The following is a 17,255-nucleotide window of genomic DNA, read 5'->3' on the forward strand; positions in this document are numbered from 1 at the left end:
GTTTAATACATGGTGTCTAAGTGACTCCCTTTTTTTATTTTTTAAAATCTGTTAGATACTCTCCTAAATCACCATTTTTGTTATTTTGATTTTTCTCATGATTTAATATATCTTCATCAATATTTCCCAAGTATTGGCTTAAATCCGATGAAGAAGATTTCTTGATGACACCCCCTTTATTTCCCAACACCCTTCTCTTTTCTTCCTCGTGTTCTCGTTTAATCTTGGATAGTTTCTCTGCTTCTAGCCTTTCTTTTTCTAGTCTTTCTTTCTCTCGCTTCTCTTTCTCTTTTCGAGTTTTTTCTAGTTTTTTACGTTCCTTTTCTCTTTGAATTTTTAAAAGCCTTCTTTTTTCCTTCTGATGTTCTTCTTCTATTTTTGCAAGTCTTTCTCTTTCTATTGCTTCAAGTCTGTCTTTCTCAAGTTTTGCAATTCTATCTTTCTCAATTTTATCGAATCTCTTCTTTTGCTCATCAAAATATTTTTTTCTTATTAATTCTATCAACCGCTTGGATTCACTTTCTTTATATATAGAACTAACATTTTCTTTAAAATTCAAGGATTTTAATCTTTCGATTAATGCTTTTATGCTTTCTTCCTTTTCTTCATAAATCTTTTCAATACCTATTGCTTTAATTAACCATTGTTTTTCTTCTTCAATCTTTGCTAATCTCTCCTTTTCTTGGTCTATTAATCCTTGTTCTATTCGTTTTGTTTCAAAATCCCGATACGAAATAAACCACCAGACATTCAAAACGATTATAAAAAACCCAAATACCAAAGTATATCTATAGGTTCTTACTAAAGCATTAAAGATTTGTTCTTCTTCATTTTCTTGATTTTCTTGATTTTCTATATTCTTAAGTAAATCTGTACCAGATGACTTAAGTAATTCAATATTATCAATGCTAACAATTTTGCCGTCATTGTTTAATTTAACATTAAGTTTTGAACGTACAGTTGATGTATAACTTTCATTCTTCAATTTATAAACAAACTGGGTTGTTAAAATAAAATTAAAGTTATTTAACCTCTTTGTCTCTAATAAATAATTTCGTGAATATTCAACTTTCTCCCAAGCCTTTTTATATGATTTTTCTAAATCATACCTACTTACGTTTTTTTGATTCCAATAAGTCTTTACAGGATAGGAATATGAGTTTAGAATTTCATCTATATTCCTGGAGTCTTCATGTTGCAGAAACTTTCTTAACCCAATAGAGTAATCTGGAGGGGTTAATGAGATTGAAATTAGAATAGCTAAAAATAAAACCGCATTGAGAATATAAAATTTAGAGTTATTATATTTCATGCTAAACTTAGTTATTTAAAAACTCCGAAACTTCACCTTTTAATTGAACCAGGTCGTTGTAATTTTTTTTGGACTTAGTTATTCTTGAAGCCAAATCTGTAGCTTTCTTCCTTTTTCCAGTGTCTTGAAATTTATCAGGATGGACAGCAGTAATTAACTCTTTATATAAAGTCTTACTTTTACTAATACTATCAACGATGTTTTTAGCAGAGGATTTATAATCATCCCCATCATTTAGAATTTTTCGTCTTAATTTAGCTCTTTTAGTCCTTTTTCTAATCAGTATAACTGAAATTGGCACAAGTACCATTAACAAGGCTGTAGTTAATATAATTTTTTTTATCATTGACTATTGTATCATGTAGTCATCTATATTACCAAACTTTCTTAATGGTATTTGAAGACCTACTGTTGAATTTTCCCCCTTTACAATTAGAGTATCATAACCAACAGCCATAAGCTTTCTTACAAAACTAGGACTCTCCAGAACATACCCAGATATTTCAAACAAATCAGTATCAGTTAAATAATCATCATTCAATATGGTTATTTTAAATCCACTTCTAGGATAAATAGTACTTAAAGCATGACCAAATCCAGGCTTCCCAGGAGAGGTGGTTACACTACATTTTCTGTTAATTTCAGAAGTTAAAAATGCGTATTCAAAAACCCTATTAAATTCACCTAAAATTCTAACTCTATCAAGGTTTCCTTGAAGAACAACATCAACTACTCGATTGATTATTTTTTTTATTGTTGTAAAAATATTTGATGCCATATTTGAAAATTAACCTTAAGTGCAGCCAATATACAAAAAGGTGTCAGAAATTAAACATGGGAAAGCGTAAAATAAAATAAAAATATCGTCCAATATTTACAAGTTTTTGTGACCCAAAACTGAAAACCAGAAGAATTAGGCTAAAAAAGCACTTTTTTTTAACCTAAAAAACACCCAAAACAGGTCATTTTTATAGCATGCAATGTTAAAATTAAGTTAAACTCATTTTCATATTAACTAAGACAAAAAACTCATTTTATTAACATATTGATTATGTGATAATTACGTTTTACATTAGCTAATCCAAATTCACATTAACTAATTCAATTTCAGTACTTTAAGACGTGTTTTTTGAGCGTTTTATTGTTTTATCTTTAGAGTATAAGATTTGAGTGCGCATTCAACTTATCCCAAAAGATTCAGGCATATAAAATCCTGAACAAAAGTTGAATTATTAAATACATATAAAATGAAAAGAATACTTTTTGAAGGCTTGTCTTCAGACGAGCTTATAGGACAGCTTTGCTCAAAAATTAGCGAAATAATAGAGAGTTCAAAGCAAACAGACAAACAAGAACCAGAAGCACTTTTAACCAGACAAGAAACAGCTGAAATGCTTAAAATAAGCTTGCCCACTCTAAACAATTGGACAAAGGCAGGTGTATTAACATCTCGATACCTTGGTAGAAGAGTGTACTATAAGAAATCGGAAATTATTACCAATTTAAAAGAGTAAAAATTATGATAGATAATATAAAATTCAGAATAACAGACGCTGACAAATTAAGGTTTGAAAGTGGTATTGAAAATAATGACCTCATAAGCTTAAAATCACCATTCGATAGATTTACAGGAGAAGCTAGTGATTACCCCAAAGTTGGAAAATTGGAGAATCTAGAAATAAGGATTACTCAGAATCAAGCAATCGTTAAGGGCAGTATACATAAATACTATAATCTAATAACAGGAGCTGGAAACCAAAACCATAGCGATTTTAGTTTTAAACAATGTGAGTTTGCTATAAACAATCTTTGTGACACGCTTCAAATAAATAAAGAGGAAACTATAATTACCAATTTAGAATTCGGCTTTAATATTACAGTCAACAAAGACCCTAAGATTTTAATTAATAAACACATACTCATGTATGACCTCAAAGACCATAATAGAAAACTTAACTATAGAGGGAAGGGAAGTTATAAAGAATTTGAAAAAACAGATTATAGTTTAAAGCTCTATGATAAGGGAAAGCAATACTTAGTTATTGATAAAAACCTATTGAGAGTAGAGCTGAAAATTACAGGCTCTAGATACTTACATAAAATGGGCATAATTAACCTCAATCAATTGGGCAATTATGCTTTTAAGAGCTTGTTCAGTGCGTTTTTAAATCACTTCAATAAAATAATGATTGTTGATTCACTTAAAGCACCAGAGGGCGTTAGAGAAGACCAAATATTTTTGTTCAAAAATTGCATCAATCCGAATCATTGGAGCAATATTAAAAGTGAAGAAAAAAAAGAAACCCTCAGAGATTTTATAAAACTAATTAAGAAGTATAACCAGAATAAAATCCATTCTGTTTTAAGAGATGATATCATTAAGAAATATTACCTTCTTATGAATATAAAATCATTACAAAATGAGTAATTATATTAAAATGTCAATTATAAGACATACTACAATTAAGTAAACTATAATCTTATTGCATCAGGAACGCTTTTAGCGTACCAACCTAGCACAAAAGCAAAGGTGGTTTAGAATGCGGACTTCGTCAAAAAAATGACTCTTCCCCTATTCGTGTTCCTGGTGTGATTTTAATTCTACAAAAACTAATAAATCAGTTATGGAAAACAATAATCAAAATGAAATTCTTATAAACTTCAGAAAAGAAACACTCAACTTTAACCTCACAAAAATGGCTAAAGCATTACAAATTTCACCAAACGAACTATTTAATTTTTTTGAGAAAAGAAACACCAACCCTAGAACAATTAAAAAGTTAACTGATAGTCATTTTAATCTCTTAGCTCATTTCATCTTAGAAAGATTAGATGAAATCAATCCAGAAAATCATAAGATTAATAAAACTGAAGCGGAGATTAAAAAAATCAGAAAAGACAAAAGAGCAAAAAAGCGAAAGGGATTAAACCTAAAATCAACCCAAACTAGTATTTATGACAGATTACGAAATTACAAACACACTCCTTATATATTCAAAAATAGAATGAGATAAAATGATTCAATATTAATGGAACCATCTATTTCAGGTAAGTCCTCTAACATGATGGTTTCATCATTAAAAACAACTACAATTCTGTTTTGTGAAAGCTCATTCATAAGTTCTTTTGCAATAAAACTTACTCCATTTTTAAACGACTCTTTTTCAATTGGAAATTTAGGGTAATTAATAAAGCTTAAAGTAACCTTAGTACTTAATAAAATACCGTCTCTTTGTTTTAGCTTTTGTTGCGCTGCTGCTAATTTATTTTTAAGCTCAATTACACTCCAAAACTCTTCAGAATACCCCTTATTAAGTCCTATAGTTATTTCCGCCTTTAAAGTTGGAACAGTTACTTTATTTATGTTCATTTAATATTTTATTTATATGTCCCTGGCGAAGACCCTTACCTCAAACCCAAAAAAAAGCCCGTTTTCACACCATCAAAAAGCCCAATTTTATGCTCATTATGTAGGTATTACATTTTTCCTTTAATGGCTTGTTTTAGCTCCATTCTTTTTTTAATATAAATTATCAAAAATATTAATACCAAAACTGGATATAGAACACAAAAAATGACTGCATTTACCTCGTAGTAGGACATCCCTAATAGATTAGCTAAATTTATTATAAAATCTCCACAGTATACAAATATTTCATTCACTATATCATTCATGGCTATGGTTTTAAAGCTTTAATTCTATAGCCCATTCCTATTGACTTTACCAATAAATAGAACATCAATAAAGGAATTAGAAACACTAAGAATACGACATTCATAAACTGGTAATTATTACCCGAATGCAATGATTTTATCATACCAAAATACACAGGGTCTATGTATTTAAAAAAGGGCTTGGCATATTTGACATGATTAACTTTGCAATGGCTAGTTGTCTCAATATAACAGTACCAGGAGCATTTATCCTTTTGCACCTTACTTGAATTCATGGCTTTAACACCATTTAACTGATACGGCTTATCCTGGAGACTTGGTCTTACTGATTCATTGACTATAACCATTATTAAAAACGGCAGCATTAATATTGAGGTATACAAAAAGAACCGCTTCACATTATTATAGTTTTGAGACAAAGGAGCATTAAATATTACATAATGGGGTAAACTAATAGTTTATGCTATGCTTTAATCATAATTAATATAGGTAATGTCTGGGTCTCTATCTTCTCGTGCTGCTCTTCCATACCCACTGCTTAAATTACATCTGAATATGTCTTTAATTTCACCATTTTCCTCTTGAATGTTGTATGAAAAAGCAGGCTTTCCAATATTAGGCTTAACATAGAACTCATGGACTTTAGCTCCTATAAAACACATTTCGCATTTGCCCATAACTAATTTCACCTCTTTTATCCCTTCTCCTTTTAGATAATCGAATTGAGTCTTCATAGATTGTAGAAACCTGTACTTATCCAGTTCTTCAAAATACTGGTCTTCATCAATAAGAGGTTCAAATATGGATGCATCCAAATTCTGGCATGCTTTTATGAAGGTCTCTTTTATGAATTGAGAATTGGTCTTTGACTTGATTTTAAGCTTTATGAGTTCATCAACATCGGAATTTTCTATTGCGAATCGAGTCCTGTAATCTGTAAATAATTCAGCAATATTATGAAGCTCTTTTTGTGTTGCTATATTCGAATAGTTCAACAATTCTTTATCCAGTGCTTCCGACTCTTCAACAACTCCAGAAACGTTTCTGTATTTTTCCAGAATCAACTTTATATGTTTAAGCGTTTTTAGCTTTTGGTCTATATTATCCCAAGCCTTTTCACTTTTAAGGTAATCTTCGCTGTCCATAGTTCCTTCATTCATGTGAAACCTAAACTTACCATGGTGTATACGTAGAACTTTGGTGGCTTCTTTTTGGGTGCTGTCAATTTCCTTTTCAAGTTCATGGAAAACAGTTGAGGTTTTAGTCTGAATATCGGTTTTATTAAGCATATTGCAATTATTATTTAATTCTATATAGACTGTGAATCTTTGCTTAAATTTCGCACCAGAATACTAGTGGAATTAAGCAGAGTATAATATTTATCTCAATGAATCAGCAACACTTCTAATCAGATTTGGTGGCAAAATAAATTAAAGCTATAATAACAATTAGCCCAGTAATAAAGCCAAATTGCCCTCCAGATTCTTGTTCTTCCATCATAGCATCATGATACGCTCCTTGCTGTGAAAAAGCATCTAGTGATGAAATAATTAGTACAAGTACGGTATATATTTTTCTAGTAAGCATCTTTATTGTTTTGTTAATACCGTATTCATTATGCTATCTATGTACTCAATTTCAGTATCTGAAACTCGTTCAAATTCGTAAGTTATTATCACAGAACTTAATGTTATTTCAATAGAATAATAATCGTTAGTAATTACTTCCTTTACATTCTTTTGAACAACAGAGCCATCGGTTTGCTTTAAAATATCTTTATAACATTGTTGTATATTCCCAGTAACAATGCAAATATCATCTGTTGTAATCCTAAAACCACCAGTCTCTAAATCGTTAATCCAAGTACCTTGAATCCATCCAGGGGGATTTATCTTATCATTAGAGTTTGAATTGCTATCGCCATCAGAGGAACAGGATGCTAATATCAATGAAAATATTAAAGCTGTAAATAAGGTTATTTTTTTCGTAGCCATTTAGTTAATGTTATCATTTGATATTTAGTGCTATATGCCAAATGTATTATCCTTTTTGTTGTGTTTAGTTTTAATCCATACCACCTAATAGAGCAGCAAGTCCCATTGCCAAGAAATGCCCTATTCTGCTTAAAATACCCCAAACTATTAAAAATCCTATTGCTCCAAAAAAGCTGTCGGGTTCAATCCAGTTCCAAGCCATTATACCAGAACCAATTGAAATTCCAATTGTTACTAACCATATTAAACCAATTAATGTACCTCCGTTGTCTGAATTACTCATCTGTATTTGTTTTAATAGTGAATGATTTGATTAAAAAAAGAATGGCTGCCACAATATCAATTGGCATCCAAGCATCTTTATTGTTTAAATATATTGGTATTAATGGATTAAATACGATTGCAGCAATTCCAAACGCAATAACCCAAAAATTAAACCCATTTTCAAACTCCATAACAACTACCGCAGTAGCTCCAATTGTTACAGCAATTCTTAAAAGTGTATAGTACCCTATTGGCAGGTCTGCTAATGCAATAAACAAAAGACTTGCACATATTAGAAGTAAATATTTCATTTTTCAATATTTTTCAAAAAACTAGTTTGAGCTGCTTTTAATTTTATTGATGACATCTAAGACAATTCAATATTAAACCAAATAAGTGATATTGTTTTACGGTTTTCCTTATCCGTATAACTAACAATATTTCCTACAGAGTTAAGAATTATTTTCAAATACCACAAACATTTGGTTATTATCTTTTTAGAATAAGTAGACTTTTGATGATGCAATTGTCTTTAAAGGAAATAGACGAAAATACTCGTGAGCTACGTCTTGAAAGACAATTCCAACTTTATTTTGATGCTGATGTAGCTAAAAACCAAATTGGGCGAATAGAACGAGGGGAACATGTGCCTAATATCATATCACTAATAAAGATTGCAAATGCTTTAGATGTAGGCATTTCTGAAATAGTTGATTTAAAAAAAAATTAAAACTTCTATTTTTTAATAGAAGACCAAATATTACTTCTGTTTAAAAGACTCCTGACCCACCCCCTTTCTCAGAAATCGAATTTTTACGATTTTTTATATACCCCCCGTTCTTTTGAAAAAATCTTTTAACCCAGAGATATCTTTCCAGAAATTTTCATTTACTGAAAGTTATTCAGCCATAATTTGAAATGAGCCCGCTTAAGGTTATTCCTAAAGCCTAGTAACCCACACACCAAAATAGTGACACACAAAGTGACACATTGTATAAACAAAAAAATGCAACAAACTCTATATTAGTTTATTGCATTTTACTTTAGTGACCGCGAAGGGATTCGAACCCCCAACCCTCAGAGCCGAAATCTGATATTCTATCCAGTTGAACTACGCAGCCGTTTATTCTATGTTTAAGATAATTTAGCTTTCACAATATTAGAAATGGTTTTTCCATCTGCTTGCCCAGCTAATTCTTTACTGACCATACCCATGACTTTTCCCATGTCTTTCATGCCCTCTGCTCCTATTTGCTCTATAACAGCTACGACTACTTTTTCAATTTCTTCATCGGTTAAAGCTTCAGGCAAAAACTGGCTAATTACCTCAGCTTCGTCTATTTCTGGTAATGCTAAATCCTTTCTATCCTGTTCTAAATAAATAGCAGCACTATCCTTACGTTGCTTAACTAATTTTTGAAGTATTTTAAGCTCCTGTTCTTCTGTTAAATCTTCTTTTGCTCCGCTTTCAGTTTGTGCGAGTAATATAGCCGATTTCACAGCGCGCAATGCTGTTAAGGCTACTTGGTCTTTAGCTTTCATAGCCTCTTTTAAAGCCAACATAATATCTTGTTGTAAACCCATAATTTTTCAATATTTACTTAATGCGAAGATAAAAAAAACTTAGCATTTAGGTGTCTTGTGTAAGCATTAGTTATTTATTTTTAATTGAAGATATTCATGCCTTCGCAGGAATAAAAAACCCGAAAAGCTGAGGGACTTCTCGGGTATTAAATAACGCACTAGGTTAAATTCCCATAAATCAATCTACATTATCGTGTAAAAATGAATTATTAGTTCTTAGCTGTATATCATCATTATCGTCTAATCCAATACTTGTTCTAGAGAAATCGGTTTCAGAAGAATGTTTGGCCTCGCTTAAATCTATACCTTGACGCTTGTAAGCAGGAATTTTTTCTATGTCATCAATTTTTGAACTATTGAATTTATGATTAAAATCTTTCATTTTACGTCTGCGCTCATCTGCACGTTCTTTAAGCAATTCTGAAATGGGCGTATTCATCGGGTCAATTTCATCCGCTGTATCTTCTTCTATAGTAGGTTCTTTTAAGGTCTTCTTTTCAAAAACAACCTCTTCATCGATGTCTTCTAAAGTTTCTTTTGATATTCGTTGCTTTTTATTTATTGAAGACTCAACCTCAACATAATCATCGAGTGCATAACGCACATCGCCCTCTTCATTAGTTTCTGTAACTGTAATCAACTCAACATAATCGTTTACAGAAATGTCTTTAACTTCATCTTCAGTTAAATTATAAGATATTACATCTTCTTTTTCTTCTTCAAGGTCTTCTTCTTTCTCAAAAGATAATGGTAAATCAAAAGTCAAAGTAATTTGTTGTTCTTCTTCTATATTATCTGAAATAACTTCAACATCAGTCATATCCTCAACTTCTGTTGTCATTCTAGTTACTGGTTTAATGATGAAATCTTCATCATTTTCTTCGATGTTAGCTGTTACTTCATTATAAACAACATCAATATTCTTAATGATTTCTGAAGTAGGTATTAAATCTATATTTTCAGAAGGTTCAACAAACTTTTGTTTGTTGGAAAAACTAATAGCTTCATCTTCTTCAGTTTCTAAATCTAATGTATGACGGACTACTGGCGTTTCCTTTTTCTCTTCTAATTCTATAATAGGCGCAATAATTACTGGCTCTCTTTCAATAGAATCTAGGTCTTGTTCTTCACTAAGAGAATGCACTACTTTTTTAGTTTCTGTATTAGAAATCTCATCTTGCTGCTCTATATTGAACCCTGTAGCTATAATGGTTACAGCTATTGATTCTTCTAAAGATTCATCTTCACCTACACCCATAATGATATTAGCGCCATGGCCAGCTTCATTCTGGATATGATCGTTAATTTCACCTATTTCATCAATCGTAATTTCATGAGAACCTGAAACAATTAGCAGCAATACGTTTTTAGCTCCAGTTATTTTATTATCGTTTAATAATGGTGAATCCAAAGCTTTACGAATAGCATCTTGGGCACGGTTTTGACCTGATGCCAATGCAGAACCCATAATGGCCGTTCCACTATTACTTAATACGGTCTTAGCATCGCGTAAATCGATGTTTTGTGTGTAGTGATGTGTAATAACTTCGGCTATACCACGAGCAGCGGTAGATAGCACTTCATCGGCTTTAGAGAACCCAGCTTTAAAACCAAGATTTCCATAAACTTCACGCAGCTTGTTATTATTAATTACAATTAAAGAATCTACTACGTTTCTTAATCTTTCAATCCCTTTTTGAGATTGTTCGATACGCATTCTACCTTCAAACTGAAATGGCATAGTTACAATACCTACAGTTAAAATGTCTAAATCTTTAGCCATTTTAGCAATAATTGGCGCAGCACCAGTACCTGTACCACCGCCCATTCCAGCAGTAATAAAAACCATTTTAGTATTTGTATCGAGCATTTGAGCAATGTCATCAAAACTTTCAACGGCAGACTGCTCCCCTATATCTGGGTTTGCTCCTGCTCCTAGACCTTCGGTTAAGTTAAGGCCTAATTGTATCTTATTTGGAACGCCACTGTTTTGAAGGGCTTGAGCATCTGTATTACAAACGTAAAAATCTACGCCCTTGATGCCTTGTTGGAACATATGATTAATGGCATTACTACCGCCACCACCAACGCCAATAACTTTAATAACATTTGACTGATTCTTAGGTAAATCAAATGCGATGCTTTCGAATTCTTTTTTGCTGCTCATAATACTGTTTTACTGGGGTTTTATACTAAATATTCTCAATTCAATGGATTTAATCACTCTGCGTTATCTAAAAAATCCTTAACGCGATCTGTTAACTTATCAAGAAATGAGCGTCTTTCCTTGATAGGTTGTTCTTTAACATCTTCTTCTATTGGTGTTTCAGATTCATTTACAACTTGCTCTTCTTGTTGCTCAATCTTCTTTCTGTCTTGACGTTTTAAACCATCTAAAACTAAACCAACGGCCGTTGCGAATAAAGGGCTTGTGATATCATCATCACTATCGCCGGCCAAATGCTCGTTTGGATACCCAATTCTGGTATCCATTCCTGTTATATACTCTACTAACTGCTTTAAATGTTTTAGTTGGCTACCACCACCTGTTAAAACAATACCTGCAATTAATTTTTTCTTTTGCTCTTCATGTCCGTAATTTTTAATTTCAACATACACTTGTTCTACAATTTCAACAACACGTGCATGGATGATTTTAGACAAGTTCTTTAATGTGATTTCTTTTGGCTCTCTTCCTCTCAATCCAGGAATAGACACAATCTCATTATCTTTATTCTCACCTGGCCATGCCGAACCAAATTTTATTTTTAATAATTCCGCTTGCTTTTCTATAATTGAGCACCCTTCTTTAATGTCCTCGGTAATCACATTTCCGCCGAAAGGAATTACTGCGGTATGACGGATAATGCCATCTCTGAAAATTGCTAAATCTGTTGTTCCACCACCGATATCGATTAGTGCCACACCAGCTTCTTTTTCTTCTTGGCTTAACACCGCATTTGCGGAAGCTAATGGTTCTAACGTAATGCCTTCTAAATTTAAACCTGCACTTTGAATGCAACGCCCAATATTTCTAATAGACGATACTTGACCGACTACCACATGAAAGTTAGCTTCTAAACGGCCACCATACATACCTATTGGTTCTTTTATTTCGGCTTGCCCATCAACTTTATATTCTTGTGGTAATACGTGAATAATTTCTTCTCCAGGAAGCATTACGAGCTTATGTACTTGATTAATAAGCCTATCAATATCATCCTCATCAATAACCGTTTCAGAATTTGATCGTGTTATATAATCACTATGCTGTAAACTACGGATGTGTTGTCCTGCAATACCTACTGTAACATCTTCTATCTTCATATCCGCAGCAACCTCTGCTTCTTGAACGGCTTGTTGAATAGACTGTATGGTTTGTGTAATATTATTCACAACACCACGATGCACTCCTAAACTTTTAGATTTACCTATACCTAAAATTTCGACCTTGCCGTATTCGTTTCTACGCCCAATCATGGCCACAATTTTCGTGGTTCCTATGTCTAATCCTACTGCTAAATTATGCTCCATGGCTTAAATTTTGGTACATATTACTTGGTTTTCAAACTGCAAATTGACTTTACTATAACTCATAAGCGTATTTTCTTTTTTGTTCTTTTGATAAAACGCTTTTAAATTATTTATTTTTTTATTTAAAAATTTAACATCGCCTAACTGCACTAAAAAATCACATTGTCTAAGTCTTAATGAAAGCCTTTTATTAATGTCTTGATGAATCTCGATAACATGTTTCTTCAAAAACCCATCTTCTTTAATTTTACACGCTACTTTATAGACGTTTTTTAAATTATTTTTTTCAACATAACCCGTAACCAATGGTACTCTAGCTGAATAATTGTTTGACAATGGCATAAAAAAACCTTCATCATCAATATAATAAGACGCATTAGTACTGACTCTTGCAATAGGTGTTTTTTGTTCTACTTCTGCGTTAAGCGTACCATTTACAGTAACATACACTTCTGCAGTTTTTATCATTGGATTAGACATGAGGGCTTTTTCTAATTCATTCAAAACTAAAGTTTCTTTAGGCATGTTTTTAATACCTCCGTATTTTTGTATTAACAATTTACTAACAGTTTCGTTTGTTATAAAAAGGTTGTTTTTACCAATAAATTTAACATGGGGCTTAGACACATCCCTAGATGCATTTCTACCGGACGCAAATGCGAATAAAAAGACTACTAATCCTAATAAAACGAACATCTTTATGTAATTCCAATTAACTCGCAATGCTAAATTCTTTTTTTATGTGTTTGACTTCTTCACCAATATCTCCTGCCCCCATAGTTAAAATAATTTGGGCGTTACTTTTGTGTATTTGAGACAGCAGCTCCTTTTTACCAACCAACTGCTTGTTTTTATTATTTATTTTATCTAACAACCATTTTGAAGTTACACCATCAATAGGTAATTCTCTTGCAGGATAAATTTCCAAGAGTAATAACTCATCGAATTGCGATAAACTTTTAGCAAAATCGTCAATAAAATCGCGTGTTCTACTATATAAATGTGGTTGAAAAATAGCTAACACTTTTTTATTAGGATACATTTCCCTGACCGCTTGATGCACCGCATTAATTTCTTCTGGGTGGTGCGCATAATCATCAATAAACACCAAATTTTCCGTTTTTATATGATAGGTAAATCTGCGCTTAACCCCCTTATAAGATGCTAAAGCTTTGGCGAGCTGCCAGCTAGGGCAACCATATTCTACAGCCATCGCCAAGGCTATTAATGCATTCGACAGATTGTGTCTACCAGGCAGGTTAAATTGTAATTTTTCAAGTACTGTTTTTGGTGTTTTCACATCAAAAACATATGTACCGTTTTCTATTTTTATATTTTGAATAGTATAATCTGAAACATCTTCAATACCATAAGTAATACCATTTAACGGCAATCCGTTTTTAACGAAAAGCTTGCCATTAGGTTTGATTCTTTTTGAAAAATCTTCAAAGGATTTTTTTAACTCAGAAGCATCGCCGTAAATATCTAAATGATCTGCATCCATAGAGGTAATGCATGCTAAATCAGGAGACAAGGTTAAAAATGAACGATCAAATTCATCTGCTTCAACCACCGAAACCTCTGTTCCGTTTAGTATCAAATTAGAATTATAATTTTCACTTACTCCTCCTAAGAACGCAGTTACAGGCACATTACATACATTCATTAAATGACCCAAAATACTTGTAGTGGTCGTTTTCCCGTGTGTTCCAGCCACAGCCAAACAAAACGTGTTTTCAGTTATTAATCCTAAAATCTTAGAGCGCTTAATAACTTGAAAGCCATTATCTTTAAAAAAGTTTAATTCTTTATGACCAACGGGGATTGCAGGCGTGTAAACAACTAAAGTGTCTTCTTTATCCAAAAACACAGCATCTATGCTTTCAATAGCATCATCAAAATGAATTTGGATACCTAATGCAACCAAACCATCTGTAATTTCCGTTTGTGTTTTATCGTATCCAGCAACTTGCATTTTATTGGCGTGAAAATAACGCGCTATCGCACTCATTCCTATTCCGCCAATGCCGATGAAATAAATGTTATCCCATCCCAAACCCTTCCTCCCTAAGGGAAGGTTTTTTTTAGTGGACGATATATTAGTTTCTTTTTTACTCATTTTTGTTAGTTTCTTCCTTTTGGGAAGACGGAATATGGGATTTAAGAAGTTTTTCTACTTCGTCTGCAATTTGTTTAGTTGCGTTTACTAATGCTAATTTTTTTATATTCTGCCCTAATTCTCTTTGCTTTTCTCGTGACGCTACAAGTTGCAAAAACTTATTTTCAAAATCGGCATCTAAATCTTCCTCCTTGATTAATAATGCCGCATCTTTATTTACAATCGCCATGGCATTTTTTGTTTGATGGTCTTCTGCAACATTTGGAGACGGAATAAAAATAACCGGCTTACCAACAATACAAAGCTCCGAAACCGAACTAGCTCCCGCTCTAGAAATCACCACATCTGCCGCTGCATAAGCAAAATCCATATTATTTAAAAACTCAAATACTTGCACATTATTTGTGTTATTATAAATTTTATATTGCTGATAATAAAGCTTACCACATTGCCAGATAATTTGAACATTCTGAGTATCAAAAAAATCCAATTCTTTTTCAATCAGTTCATTAATTCGTCTTGAACCTAAACTCCCTCCAATTACTAACAACGTGTTTTTTCCGTGTTTTAAATTGAAAAAGTTTTTAGCTTCAACGGTTTTGCTATCTATATCCAATAATCCTTGACGTACTGGGTTACCTGTTTTTATGATTTTTTCTTTTGGAAAAAATCGATCTAAGCCATCATAAGCAACACATATTTTTTTAGCTTTTTTAGACAATAATTTGTTTGTTATTCCAGGATACGAATTCTGTTCCTGAATTAATGTTGGAATATTGCTTGAAGCAGCCATTTGTAATAATGGACCGCTTGCAAAACCGCCTGTTCCAATAGCCACATTAGGCTTGAACGACTTTATGATTTTACGAGCATTCCAAAGGCTACTAATCACTTTAAAAGGAAAACTTAAATTTTTTAATGTTAACTTACGCTGAATACCAGAAATCCAAAGACCTTTAATATGATATCCAGCTTGTGGCACTTTTTCCATTTCCATTCTATCCTTTGCTCCTACAAATAAAAATTCAGCATCCGGGAAACGCTTTTTCAACTCGTTTGCAATAGCAATAGCAGGATAAATATGCCCTCCTGTGCCTCCTCCTGAAAGGATAATTTTATATGTCTTAGATTTACGATTTCCCATTTACGATTTACGATTACGCATCGTTTTAATAGACGCCACTATAATTGATAACAATTCATTTCCTTCCGTATGTAACCTTTTCATTTCTACATGCTCTTTATCACTTACCTCTAACAACAACTCTAAGAAATACATACTCTCATCTGCCTCCTCTTCAACAATTTTTATAAAATCTGCTGTCGATTTTGCTCGACAAGCAGCTCTATAATTTGCTCCAACAGAACTGGAACATCTAATTAACTGATTACAAAAAGCGTTATAATCTCTTGAAACAGGAAACTTAGTACAGAGATTCCAACAATCAGCTGCATATTTCTTAGTTCTATTTTTCAATACTTGTTTCATAGCTCAAATCGTAATTCGAAAATCGTATATCTTATTTTTTTCAAATAGTTTCCGATAGGATTTCTAACGGGTTATCTTCATTAATTTCTTGTCCTTTTATTTCTTCTCGCTTGGCGCTTACGCTTAATATGATTCCTATAGCTAAACAGGTCATCCATATTGAGGTTCCACCACTACTTATTAATGGTAATGTTTGTCCAGTAACCGGAAACAACTCTACGGCTACAGCCATATTGATTAATGCCTGAAACACAATTGGCAATCCAACACCGAGTACCAAAAGCTTTCCAAAAATGGTATCGGATTTTTGGGCTACAATAACAATTCTAAAAAGCAACCATAGATATAATATCATGATTACAAAACCTCCAATGAGTCCGTATTCTTCAATAATAATGGCGAAAATAAAATCTGATGACGACTGTGGCAAAAAGTTCTTTTGCATACTTTTCCCTGGACCAACACCTTTAATACCTCCAGTTGCAATAGCTATTTTTGCTTTTTCTATTTGATAATCGGCTTCGGTATCTTCTGGATTTGAAAAACTTTCAATCCTACCCATCCATGTATCAATTCTATTTGGCATTGCATCAGGAAAAGCCTTTGCAATCAATATAAATAGCGTTAAAACTAAAATACCCGACCCTATAATAACCGCTAAATAACGTAAAGGGTATCCGCCTAAAAAAACCAACATCAACACCATTAAAAACATAATAGCTGCTGTTGAAAAATTAGCAGGAAGTATAAGTATTAATATAAAAAAAACAGGTGTCCAAAGCGGTAAAATAGACGCTTTGAATGTAATCACTTCATCTTTTATTTTAGACATATACCTGGCAACATACACCATAAGCACAACGGCCGCGAGCGTTGACGTTTGAAAAGACATACCCACTATTGGTATCTGAATCCATCTACTAGCATTTGCACCTTCAATGGTTGTGCCTTGCAACATGGTAACACCTAACAAAACCAATATTATTGGAATCATAACTAACGACAAGCCCTTGAAATATCTATATGGGATTTTATGCACTCCATACATAATACCAAATCCTAAAGCTAAATGCACAAAATGCTTAACGAAAAACGTAAAAGTATTACCACCTACAGTCTTATAAGCCAAATTACTAGCAGCACTATACACAGGCAAAAACGACAGTATTGCCAAAAGTGCTACTATTGCCCAAATTAACCTATCGCCTTTTATGTTTTTAAATAGTGTTTGCATTTTTAGCCACTAAGAGTATTTTTATGTTTTTTAACTACAATTATTTAACA

General features: G+C 32.5%; 21 protein-coding genes, 1 tRNA gene and 1 riboswitch. Of the genes, 4 read left to right on the forward strand and 18 right to left on the reverse strand.

All coding sequences use genetic code 11. The features are described from left to right. Positions 1 to 34: 34 nt before the first annotated feature. From ABD935_RS00775 to ABD935_RS00785, 3 genes are read right to left on the reverse strand one after another with little or no spacing between them, the layout of a single operon-like run. Complete coding sequence (locus ABD935_RS00775) at positions 35 to 1,312, reverse strand: hypothetical protein (RefSeq protein WP_345189554.1); 1,278 nt, start codon at positions 1,310 to 1,312, stop codon at positions 35 to 37. Positions 1,313 to 1,319: 7 nt separating this feature from the next. Beyond that, a complete protein-coding gene (locus tag ABD935_RS00780) occupies positions 1,320 to 1,658 on the reverse strand; it encodes a hypothetical protein (RefSeq protein ID WP_345189555.1) in 339 nt (112 codons plus the stop codon). Positions 1,659 to 1,661: 3 nt separating this feature from the next. Then, positions 1,662 to 2,090 (reverse strand): hypothetical protein, encoded by a 429-nt coding sequence (locus ABD935_RS00785; RefSeq protein WP_345189556.1) that lies wholly within the window; start codon positions 2,088 to 2,090, stop codon positions 1,662 to 1,664. Positions 2,091 to 2,559: 469 nt separating this feature from the next. Here ABD935_RS00785 and ABD935_RS00790 point away from each other — a divergent pair, with 469 nt between their 5' ends. The 3 genes from ABD935_RS00790 to ABD935_RS00800 all read left to right on the forward strand — a co-directional run bounded on the left by ABD935_RS00790 (position 2,560) and on the right by ABD935_RS00800 (position 4,326). Continuing rightward, positions 2,560 to 2,826, forward strand: coding sequence for a helix-turn-helix domain-containing protein (locus tag ABD935_RS00790; protein ID WP_345189557.1), 267 nt, complete (start codon positions 2,560 to 2,562; stop codon positions 2,824 to 2,826). A 5-nt stretch (positions 2,827 to 2,831) separates the two neighbouring features. Continuing rightward, positions 2,832 to 3,740 carry a hypothetical protein gene (locus ABD935_RS00795; RefSeq protein ID WP_345189558.1) on the forward strand — a complete coding sequence of 303 codons (909 nt, stop codon included), beginning with the start codon at positions 2,832 to 2,834 and terminating at the stop codon, positions 3,738 to 3,740. Between the two features lie 52 nt (positions 3,741 to 3,792). After that, positions 3,793 to 3,882, forward strand: a riboswitch (SAM-I-IV-variant riboswitch). Between the two features lie 54 nt (positions 3,883 to 3,936). Continuing rightward, entirely contained in the window at positions 3,937 to 4,326 is a 390-nt protein-coding gene (locus ABD935_RS00800; RefSeq protein WP_345189559.1) for a hypothetical protein, read from the forward strand. Here the strand turns inward: ABD935_RS00800 and ABD935_RS00805 are convergent. From ABD935_RS00805 to ABD935_RS00830, 6 genes are all read right to left on the reverse strand, one after another. After that, positions 4,299 to 4,682 (reverse strand): hypothetical protein, encoded by a 384-nt coding sequence (locus ABD935_RS00805; RefSeq protein WP_345189560.1) that lies wholly within the window; start codon positions 4,680 to 4,682, stop codon positions 4,299 to 4,301. The genes ABD935_RS00800 and ABD935_RS00805 overlap by 28 nt on opposite strands. Before the next feature lie 775 nt (positions 4,683 to 5,457). Then, positions 5,458 to 6,276: a hypothetical protein gene (locus tag ABD935_RS00810; RefSeq protein ID WP_345189561.1), complete on the reverse strand. Its 819-nt coding sequence runs from the start codon at positions 6,274 to 6,276 to the stop codon at positions 5,458 to 5,460. A 115-nt stretch (positions 6,277 to 6,391) separates the two neighbouring features. Further along, positions 6,392 to 6,574 carry a hypothetical protein gene (locus ABD935_RS00815; protein ID WP_345189562.1) on the reverse strand — a complete coding sequence of 61 codons (183 nt, stop codon included), beginning with the start codon at positions 6,572 to 6,574 and terminating at the stop codon, positions 6,392 to 6,394. 2 nt (positions 6,575 to 6,576) lie between these two features. After that, the gene (locus ABD935_RS00820; protein ID WP_345189563.1) at positions 6,577 to 6,981 is read right to left on the reverse strand and encodes a hypothetical protein; all 405 of its coding nucleotides are present in this window, start codon (positions 6,979 to 6,981) and stop codon (positions 6,577 to 6,579) included. A 70-nt stretch (positions 6,982 to 7,051) separates the two neighbouring features. Further along, on the reverse strand, positions 7,052 to 7,264 hold the full coding sequence (locus ABD935_RS00825) for a hypothetical protein (RefSeq protein WP_345189564.1): 213 nt from the start codon (positions 7,262 to 7,264) through the stop codon (positions 7,052 to 7,054). Further along, positions 7,257 to 7,556: a DUF6804 family protein gene (locus tag ABD935_RS00830; RefSeq protein ID WP_345189565.1), complete on the reverse strand. Its 300-nt coding sequence runs from the start codon at positions 7,554 to 7,556 to the stop codon at positions 7,257 to 7,259. The genes ABD935_RS00825 and ABD935_RS00830 overlap by 8 nt, the downstream gene beginning before the upstream one ends. A gap of 206 nt (positions 7,557 to 7,762) precedes the next feature. Here ABD935_RS00830 and ABD935_RS00835 point away from each other — a divergent pair, with 206 nt between their 5' ends. Beyond that, complete coding sequence (locus tag ABD935_RS00835; protein ID WP_345189566.1) at positions 7,763 to 7,975, forward strand: helix-turn-helix domain-containing protein; 213 nt, start codon at positions 7,763 to 7,765, stop codon at positions 7,973 to 7,975. A gap of 317 nt (positions 7,976 to 8,292) precedes the next feature. Here ABD935_RS00835 and ABD935_RS00840 read toward each other — a convergent pair. The 9 genes from ABD935_RS00840 to ABD935_RS00880 form a co-directional block, all read right to left on the reverse strand. Beyond that, positions 8,293 to 8,366: transfer RNA gene (locus ABD935_RS00840), tRNA-Arg, on the reverse strand. 13 nt (positions 8,367 to 8,379) lie between these two features. Then, positions 8,380 to 8,829 carry a GatB/YqeY domain-containing protein gene (locus ABD935_RS00845; RefSeq protein WP_345189567.1) on the reverse strand — a complete coding sequence of 150 codons (450 nt, stop codon included), beginning with the start codon at positions 8,827 to 8,829 and terminating at the stop codon, positions 8,380 to 8,382. 178 nt (positions 8,830 to 9,007) lie between these two features. Next, complete coding sequence (gene ftsZ / locus ABD935_RS00850; RefSeq protein ID WP_345189568.1) at positions 9,008 to 10,996, reverse strand: cell division protein FtsZ; 1,989 nt, start codon at positions 10,994 to 10,996, stop codon at positions 9,008 to 9,010. Positions 10,997 to 11,049: 53 nt separating this feature from the next. Then, entirely contained in the window at positions 11,050 to 12,363 is a 1,314-nt protein-coding gene (gene ftsA, locus ABD935_RS00855; protein ID WP_345189569.1) for a cell division protein FtsA, read from the reverse strand. Positions 12,364 to 12,366: 3 nt separating this feature from the next. Next, positions 12,367 to 13,059, reverse strand: a complete 693-nt coding sequence (locus tag ABD935_RS00860) for a cell division protein FtsQ/DivIB (RefSeq protein ID WP_345189570.1) — start codon at positions 13,057 to 13,059, stop codon at positions 12,367 to 12,369. Positions 13,060 to 13,075: 16 nt separating this feature from the next. Next, a complete protein-coding gene (gene murC, locus ABD935_RS00865) occupies positions 13,076 to 14,482 on the reverse strand; it encodes a UDP-N-acetylmuramate--L-alanine ligase (RefSeq protein ID WP_345189571.1) in 1,407 nt (468 codons plus the stop codon). Further along, positions 14,475 to 15,626 carry an undecaprenyldiphospho-muramoylpentapeptide beta-N-acetylglucosaminyltransferase gene (gene murG / locus ABD935_RS00870; RefSeq protein ID WP_345189572.1) on the reverse strand — a complete coding sequence of 384 codons (1,152 nt, stop codon included), beginning with the start codon at positions 15,624 to 15,626 and terminating at the stop codon, positions 14,475 to 14,477. The genes murC and murG overlap by 8 nt, the downstream gene beginning before the upstream one ends. Continuing rightward, complete coding sequence (locus ABD935_RS00875; RefSeq protein ID WP_345189573.1) at positions 15,627 to 15,971, reverse strand: four helix bundle protein; 345 nt, start codon at positions 15,969 to 15,971, stop codon at positions 15,627 to 15,629. A 40-nt stretch (positions 15,972 to 16,011) separates the two neighbouring features. Beyond that, positions 16,012 to 17,205: an FtsW/RodA/SpoVE family cell cycle protein gene (locus tag ABD935_RS00880; protein ID WP_345189574.1), complete on the reverse strand. Its 1,194-nt coding sequence runs from the start codon at positions 17,203 to 17,205 to the stop codon at positions 16,012 to 16,014. Positions 17,206 to 17,255: the final 50 nt, after the last annotated feature.

This window comes from Algibacter agarivorans (assembly GCF_039543245.1).
Classification (GTDB): domain Bacteria; phylum Bacteroidota; class Bacteroidia; order Flavobacteriales; family Flavobacteriaceae; genus Algibacter_G; species Algibacter_G agarivorans.